This is a genomic window from Kitasatospora sp. NPDC054939, from assembly GCF_053610105.1.
Window position 1 is genome coordinate 1 of sequence record NZ_JBSGXP010000237.1, and the last position, 7,152, is coordinate 7,152.

Sequence of the window (7,152 nt, forward strand, 5' to 3'; positions counted from 1 at the left end):
CCACCTGGCTAGTATCCACCACGTGCCCACCCTACCCGCCCGGATCTGGCAGTTCTTATCCCGACCGGGCCCGGCCCCCGACCGCACCCCGGTCGGGGGCCGGGGCCGTTCGCCGCGGGGGACGCGGGCCGTCCGGCGAATGTGCCGAACACCGCAGGAAACCCGGGCCCGCACGGTTTCGGCATCCCGCCCGGATGCGTCAGACTGGTGTCCCGTGAGTGACTCCCCGCTGAACCCTGCGCCGATAGCCCGTGCCCGCGTGGTCCTGCTGTCCGGACCCTCCGGATCGGGGAAGTCCTCGCTCGCCGAGCGCAGCGGACTGCCCGTCCTCCAGCTCGACGACTTCTACAAGGACGGGGACGACCCCACCCTGCCGCGGCTGCCCGACGGCGCGGTCGACTGGGACTCCCCGCTCTCCTGGCACCGCGAGCAGGCCCTCGCCGCCATCCGCAGCCTCCACGAGCACGGCCGCGCCGACGTCCCGGTCTACTCGATCCCCGACAACGGCCGCATCGCCACCCGCGCGTTCGACCTGGCCGGCGCCCCCGCGTTCATCGCCGAGGGCATCTTCGCCGCCGAGATCACCGGCCAGTGCGCCACCGAGGGCCTGCTCGGCGACGCCATCTGCCTGCGCAACCGCCCCACCACCACGGCGTGGCGCCGACTGCGCCGGGACGTCCGGGAGGGCCGCAAGTCGCTGCCCGTACTGCTCCGCCGGGGCTGGCGCCTGATGCGCGCCGAACGCGGCATCGTCGGCCGCCAGGTCGGGCTGGGCGCCCACCCCTGCGCGGGCCCCGAGGCCGCCCGCCGGATCCGCGCCGCCGCCGGCACCCGCGAGCTGTCCTCGGTCTGAACCTCGGTCCCGGGCCCCGGGCGGGCCGCCGCCGGAAACGCGAAGGGGCGGCGGGCCCGGTGCTTCTCCCCCCGCACCGGGCCCGCCGCTCCTCACCTGCCGGACGGCCGCCGGACTCCCCCGGTGGCCTTCGCTCCCCCGAGCCCGGGCCACCCCGTCCGTAACCGTCCCACCCGTCCCCCGACGGGAGTCCTGTCAGTCCCCTGGTCCCCGTTCCGTCCCCTCGTCCCGTCCCTTCCCCGTGGTCTTCCGTGCCCGGGCCGCGATGCCCCCGGCCCGGGTCCGTGTGCCGTGCTCAGGCGACCAGCTCGCCGAACGCGTGGGCGGTGTCGCCGTTGCGGTTCAGGTGCTCGTCGTCGCGCAGCCGGCGCAGGGCGCGCCAGATGCTGCTCTTGACCGTGCCGACGCTGATGCCCAGCACATCGGCGATCTCCGGGTCGGTCTTGCCCTCGTAGTAGCGCAGCACCAGCATCGTCCGCTGGTTCTCCGGCAGCTTGGCCAGCGCCTGCCACAGCACGGCCCGCAGCTCGGTGCCGCCCATCGCGTCGCTGTCGCCGACCGTCTCCGGCAGCTCCTCGGTCGGGTACTCGTTGACCTTGCGGCGCCGCCAGGCGGAGATGTGCAGATTGGTCATGGTGCGGCGGAGGTAGCCCCCCACCGCGGCCTTGTCGGTGATCCGGCCCCAGGCCCGGTAGGTGCTGAAGAGCGCGCTCTGCAGCAGGTCCTCGGCCTCATAGCGGTCACCGGTGAGGTGGTACGCCGTGGCGTACAGGGAAGCGCGGCGCTCGCGCACGTACGCGGTGAACTCCTTGGTGTGGTCCTCCGCTACGGCCGAGTGCTCCCCCTGCGCCCCTCCCTGCCCGCCGTCGACGGCACGACCCGCCGCGGGGGACACCCGCAGCAGCGTCGCACCTGCGGCCTCGCGGCCGGCCGACTCCCCCGAGCCGACCCTCCGCAGGCCCCCGGCCCCGATCTCCCCGCGAGCCGCCGGCCCCCCGGCGACTCCCGTTCCCCCAGTACCCCCCAGGGCGTCCTTGCTCCCGACGCGGACGGGGAGGATCCCCCGCAGCGTCAAGGTGTCGCCGGAGTCGACCGCACTCCCCATGCGGCCGATCCCGAACACCTCCCCCTGCCTGCTGCCGCCGCTCACCCGGCGAGCCGCAGTGTTTCCACCGGTGCTGTGTGCGCACCCCCGTACGACCACGGCACCGGAGGTCTCGTCGGTCCTGACCTCGTACCGGGTCCGGTGGGCAGCGGCTGACGAACGCGCGTTGCGGACAGCCGGGTTGCTCCGGGTCTGAAGCGTTGCGTTCATCGTGCGCCCCCTTGTTCGGTACGAGCGGTTCCCGTAGCCGCCGATCAGCCGGCCGGTTGGCCCGCTGTCCTGCGGCGACATGGAAAATCCTGCCCGCCGGTTGTGATGGCGCTGTCCGCCGACTGTCACAGGGGTGTCACAGGGCCGGGCCTTTCGTCCCGCACCCCTCCCGCCGTACCGGACGCGGGGAGTCCGCCGCCCGGTTCCCGCCCGGAACAGGCGCGTTCCGCAGGGGTGCGGACCCGGGTCCGCCGCCGCCCGTGCACGGTTCGCGGCACCTCCCCGACGCCTCCTTCGCCCCCGCACCGCGCCCGCCTCCCGACCGTCCACCCGGGAGGGGGGTGATTCGCCGGGCGGCGTGGGCCAGAATGAGGCCGTGCCTTTCCTCCTTCTGATCGAGGACGACGACGCCATCCGCACCGGCCTCGAACTCGCCCTCACCCGCCAGGGCCACCGCGTGGCCACCGCCGCCTCCGGCGAGGACGGTCTGAAACTCTTCAAGGAGCAGCGGCCGGACCTGATCGTGCTGGACGTCATGCTGCCCGGGATCGACGGCTTCGAGGTCTGCCGCCGCATCCGCCGCACCGACCAGCTGCCGATCATCCTGCTCACCGCGCGCTCCGACGACATCGACGTCGTCGTCGGCCTGGAGTCCGGCGCGGACGACTACGTGGTCAAGCCCGTGCAGCCGCGCGTCCTGGACGCCCGCATCCGGGCCGTCCTGCGCCGCGGCGAGCGCGAGAGCTCCGACTCGTCCGTCTACGGCACGGTGGTGATCGACCGCGCCGCGATGACGGTCACCAAGGACGGCAACGACCTCCAGCTCACCCCGACCGAACTGCGCCTGCTGCTGGAGCTGAGCCGCCGCCCCGGTCAGGCCCTCTCCCGCCAGCAACTGCTGCGCCTGGTCTGGGAGCACGACTACCTGGGCGACTCCCGCCTGGTCGACGCGTGCGTCCAGCGGCTGCGCGCCAAGGTCGAGGACGTCCCGTCCGCACCGACGCTGATCCGCACCGTGCGCGGGGTCGGCTACCGGCTCGACCCGCCGGCCTGACCGGTACCGCCCTCATCTCCTCTAGCGACAGGCTCCAGTGACTGACCACCAGACGACGACCCGGTTCTCCTCGGGCCCGTGGCGCCGCCTGCGCTCACTGCGGGTGCGGCTCATCGCGGTGTTCGCCGCCGTCGCGCTGCTCACCGCCGTCTCGGCCTCCGGCATCGCGTACTGGCTCAACCGGGACGCGGTGCTCAAGCGCGCCCAGGACACCGCGCTCAACGACTTCCGGGTGTCGCTGACCCGCAACGTCTCCGCGCTGCCGCTGAACGCCACCTGCGAGGAACTGCGCCTGCTGGCCGACTCGGTGGCGAGCTCCGGCCTGAGCTACGACGTCGTCGTGGTCGACGGCGCCCGCCCGGAGTGCGTCGCCTCCTCGGACCCCGGGCGGTACACGCTCACCGAGGTGCCGGCCGCCCTGCAGACGACGGTCGCCCGCGAACGGCAGGTCACCGAGAACAACCCGTACGCGTACCACCTGTACTGGCAACGCCAGAACCTGGAGGGCCGCCCGTTCGTGATCGGCGGCACCAAGGTCGTACCGACCGGGCCGACGGCGTACATGTTCAAGTCGCTGGACAACGAGCGGGCCGACCTCAACACCCTCGGCTGGTCGCTCGCCATCGCCACCCTGCTGGCGCTGATCGGCTCGGCCCTGCTCGCACAGGCCGCCTCGGCGACCGTCCTGCGCCCGGTCAAGCGCCTCGGCGAAGCCGCCCGGCGGCTCGGCGAGGGCCACCTCGACACCCGGCTGGAGGTCGACGGCTCCGACGAACTCGCCGACCTGGCCCGGACCTTCAACCGCACCGCGGAGTCCCTGCACGAGCAGGTCGAGGAGTTGAGCGCGCGCGAGGCGCAGAGCCGCCGCTTCGTCGCCGACATGTCGCACGAACTGCGCACGCCGCTGACCGCGATGACCGCCGTCACGGACATCCTGGAGGACGAGGCCGAATCGCTCGACCCGATGATCGAGCCGGCCGTCCGGCTCGTGGTCAGCGAGACCCGGCGGCTGTCCGACCTGGTGGAGAACCTGATGGAGGTGACCCGCTTCGACGCCGGCACCGCCAAGCTGGTCGCCGACGAGGTCGACATCGCCGACCTGATCATGTCCTGCATCGACGGCCGGGCCTGGTACGACGCCGTCGAGGTGGACGCCCCGCGCGGCATCCGGGCCGTCGTCGACCCGCGCCGGCTGGACGTCGTCTTCGCCAACCTCATCGGCAACGCGCTCAAGCACGGCGGCTCCCCGGTCCGGGTCCGGGTGCGGGAGACCGGGCAGTCGGTGGTCGTCGAGGTCTCCGACAGCGGTCCCGGCATCCCCGAGGACGTGCTGCCGCACGTCTTCGACCGCTTCTACAAGGCCGACAAGGGCCGGGCCCGGTCGGAGGGCAGCGGGCTGGGGCTGTCGATCGCGATGGCCAACGCCCAGATCCACGGGGGGACCATCACGGCGGCCAACGGGGAGGTGGGCGCGGCCTTCACGCTGACCCTGCCGCACACCCCGCCGCCCCCGCCCAGCACCGAAAGCTCCCCGAAGGACGCGTCCCAGTGACCCCCCGCCGTCTCGCCGCCCTCGCACCCCTCGCCCTGTGCGCCGTCCTCGCCGTCGGCTGCGGCATCCGCCCCACCGCCGTCCCGGTGGACGCCGGCGCCCCCGCCAGCCGTACGGCCTGCCCGACACCCGTGCAGATACCGTCCGCGATCCCCACGCCGATGCCGACGCCGGCCGCGCCGACGGTGATGTCCGGGGTGCCCAAGCCGGCGCCGGGCAACGCGTTCACCGCCGTGCCCAGCCGCAGCCCGTCCGCGCCGGCGGCCGGCTCGCCGACCGCCCAGGCGCCCGCGCCGTCGGGCCCGGGTGCCCCGGGGGGCGGCGCCGGGGGCACGGCGGGCACCGGGAGCCCGGGGGGCGCCGGGGGCACCGGAGGCACCGCGGGCGCGGCACCGTCCGGCACCCCGTCGGCCACCCCCACCTGCCGCTGACGGCCGCCCGGCGCGTACCGGAATGTTCACGCCCCAGGTGGGAACCGCCGCACAACCGGCTCGCGTCCTCCCCGGCGTGCAGACCGAGACCGAGCCGGCAACGGCCGTGTACCGCCGCCACCGCAAGCTCCGGCTGGCGGGGGTGGCCGGTCTCGCCGTCCACCTGCTGCTGGCCGGCTGGCTGGTCCTGCGGCCCCTCCCGGTCGACTGGGTGTACGACGCGAACCTGCGGCCGCTGGCCTCGCTCGGCTCCTCCAGCTGGTGGCAGGTCATCGGCGAACTGCTCGTCCTCGCCCCGCTCGGCGTGCTCCTGCCGATGGCCGGGGGGCGGGTCCGGGCGTCCTGGCTGCCGTCCTTCCTCCGGACGACCGGCGTGGCCGCACTGCTCGCCACCGGACTGGAGTTCCTGTCCTCCTGGACCCCGGGGCACGTGCTCAACGTCGACCACATACTGCTCGCGGTCATCGGCGTCGCCGCCGCCCACCTCGCCGTCGTCCCGGCCTCCCGGCACCTGCTGCGCTCGCCGCAGCGCCGGCCCCGGCTGCCGCAGGCGCCGCAGGTCACCGTCCCGTCCGGTGCCGCCCGCACCCCCGTGTACGCGGAGCCGGCCTCCCGCGCACGGTGACCGGTCGGAGGGCCGGCTAGCGGTCCGTCGTACGGACCCGGCCGCCGACCTCGATCAGCCCGCCGCCCGACCGGCGGGTCGCGAGCTGCGAACCGCGCCCCTGGGTGATCAGCAGGTCGCGGTCCAGCTCGGCCGTCAGCAGGAGCGCCGCCGCACCCGTCGCCTCGTCCTCGTCGATGCCGTCCCCGCGCCCCGGGAACGCCCGCGCCCGAACCCGTCCGGCGCCCTCGTCCTCCCACGCCCAGGCGTACACCCACGCGCCGGGCGGCGGGACCTCCAGCGCCGCCACCTCGGCCGCCGAGCCGTACCGGCGCAGCGTACGGGGCGGAGCCCAGTCGGCCCGCGCGGCGATCCAGGTGAACCCGTCACCGCCGCTCCGGGCGCCCACCACCCCGGCCCGGGTCACCAACTGCGGCAAGCCGAGCAACCGGGCCACCCCCACGCACGGGTGCCCGGCGAACGGCAGCCGCAGCGCCGGCGTCCAGATGTCGATCACCCCGGCGGCGGCGTCGTCCACGAACACCGTCTCGCTGAAGCCCAACCGGGCGGCGAGCGCCTGCCGTTCGGCATCCGAGGGCAGCGAACCGCCGTCCCGGACGACACCCAGTGCGTTGCCGTACTCGCCGTCCGGCCCGCAGAAGACGTGAACCACCTCGTAGTCGGTCATCCGGCAAGCCAACCACGGGAGGCCCGGGAGGGGTTCCCATCCACCACACCGACATCCGGCACCCCGGCCGGCCCCCGCACGACACCCTCGCACCCGTGAACGCGTACCTCCCCCACGCCGCCGCCGACTCGCCCTCTCCTGAGTCCGTCCGCCAACGCACAGGGCCCCGGGACTCGCACGACGGCCGCCCGGTTCCCGGGGGCGGCGGATTCCGGGGGTGACCCCGAGGGGAACCCCGAGACGGGGGTCCGTCCAGCCGGGGAGGGAGCCGGGGTCGGGATCGGCATTGCGGCCGAGGAATCGGGCGGCGGCGGGGACCAGTATGGAAGTACGCCCGCCGGAGAGACCGGGAACGAACGGAGCGCCGCAGCAAGCAGAGGGAGTACCGCCATGAGCCGCCTCGCCCGCCCCCGTCACAACCGAGTCATCGCCGGTGTCTGCGCCGGGATCGCCGAGCGTTTCGGGCTGACGCCGTGGACCGTCCGGCTGATCTTCCTCGCGTCCTGCCTGCTGCCGGGTCCACAGTTCCTGATCTACCTGGCACTCTGGCTGTTCCTGCCGCAGGAGCCGTAGCCGAAGGAGCCGTTGCCGCACGGCCTGCGACCACCCGCGCAGGCGGAACGGGCCGGCCGCCCGGGGGTGTGTTCCCCCGGGC

8 protein-coding genes are annotated in these 7,152 nt (G+C 74.5%); 6 read left to right on the plus strand and 2 right to left on the minus strand.

What is annotated here, in order from left to right; genetic code table 11:
* Positions 1-214 precede the first annotated feature (214 nt).
* On the plus strand, positions 215-853 hold the full coding sequence (locus tag ACWGB8_RS37070) for an ATP-binding protein (protein WP_452218064.1): 639 nt from the start codon (positions 215-217) through the stop codon (positions 851-853).
* A gap of 295 nt (positions 854-1,148) precedes the next feature.
* On the opposite strand, the gene ACWGB8_RS37075 is transcribed toward ACWGB8_RS37070, so the two are convergent.
* Positions 1,149-1,826: a SigE family RNA polymerase sigma factor gene (locus ACWGB8_RS37075; protein WP_452218071.1), complete on the minus strand. Its 678-nt coding sequence runs from the start codon at positions 1,824-1,826 to the stop codon at positions 1,149-1,151.
* Between the two features lie 718 nt (positions 1,827-2,544).
* Between ACWGB8_RS37075 and ACWGB8_RS37080 the strand changes: the two genes are divergently transcribed.
* From ACWGB8_RS37080 to ACWGB8_RS37095, 4 genes are all read left to right on the plus strand, one after another.
* Positions 2,545-3,222: a response regulator gene (locus tag ACWGB8_RS37080; protein WP_452218065.1), complete on the plus strand. Its 678-nt coding sequence runs from the start codon at positions 2,545-2,547 to the stop codon at positions 3,220-3,222.
* Positions 3,223-3,259: 37 nt separating this feature from the next.
* Positions 3,260-4,774 carry an ATP-binding protein gene (locus ACWGB8_RS37085; protein ID WP_452218066.1) on the plus strand — a complete coding sequence of 505 codons (1,515 nt, stop codon included), beginning with the start codon at positions 3,260-3,262 and terminating at the stop codon, positions 4,772-4,774.
* Entirely contained in the window at positions 4,771-5,205 is a 435-nt protein-coding gene (locus tag ACWGB8_RS37090) for a hypothetical protein (protein ID WP_452218067.1), read from the plus strand. The genes ACWGB8_RS37085 and ACWGB8_RS37090 overlap by 4 nt, the downstream gene beginning before the upstream one ends.
* A 76-nt stretch (positions 5,206-5,281) precedes the next feature.
* A complete protein-coding gene (locus tag ACWGB8_RS37095; protein WP_452218068.1) occupies positions 5,282-5,830 on the plus strand; it encodes a VanZ family protein in 549 nt (182 codons plus the stop codon).
* Between the two features lie 16 nt (positions 5,831-5,846).
* Here ACWGB8_RS37095 and ACWGB8_RS37100 read toward each other — a convergent pair whose 3' ends face one another.
* Positions 5,847-6,497: a PhzF family phenazine biosynthesis protein gene (locus tag ACWGB8_RS37100; RefSeq protein WP_452218069.1), complete on the minus strand. Its 651-nt coding sequence runs from the start codon at positions 6,495-6,497 to the stop codon at positions 5,847-5,849.
* A gap of 390 nt (positions 6,498-6,887) precedes the next feature.
* Here ACWGB8_RS37100 and ACWGB8_RS37105 point away from each other — a divergent pair, with 390 nt between their 5' ends.
* Complete coding sequence (locus ACWGB8_RS37105; RefSeq protein WP_452218070.1) at positions 6,888-7,070, plus strand: PspC domain-containing protein; 183 nt, start codon at positions 6,888-6,890, stop codon at positions 7,068-7,070.
* Positions 7,071-7,152: the final 82 nt, after the last annotated feature.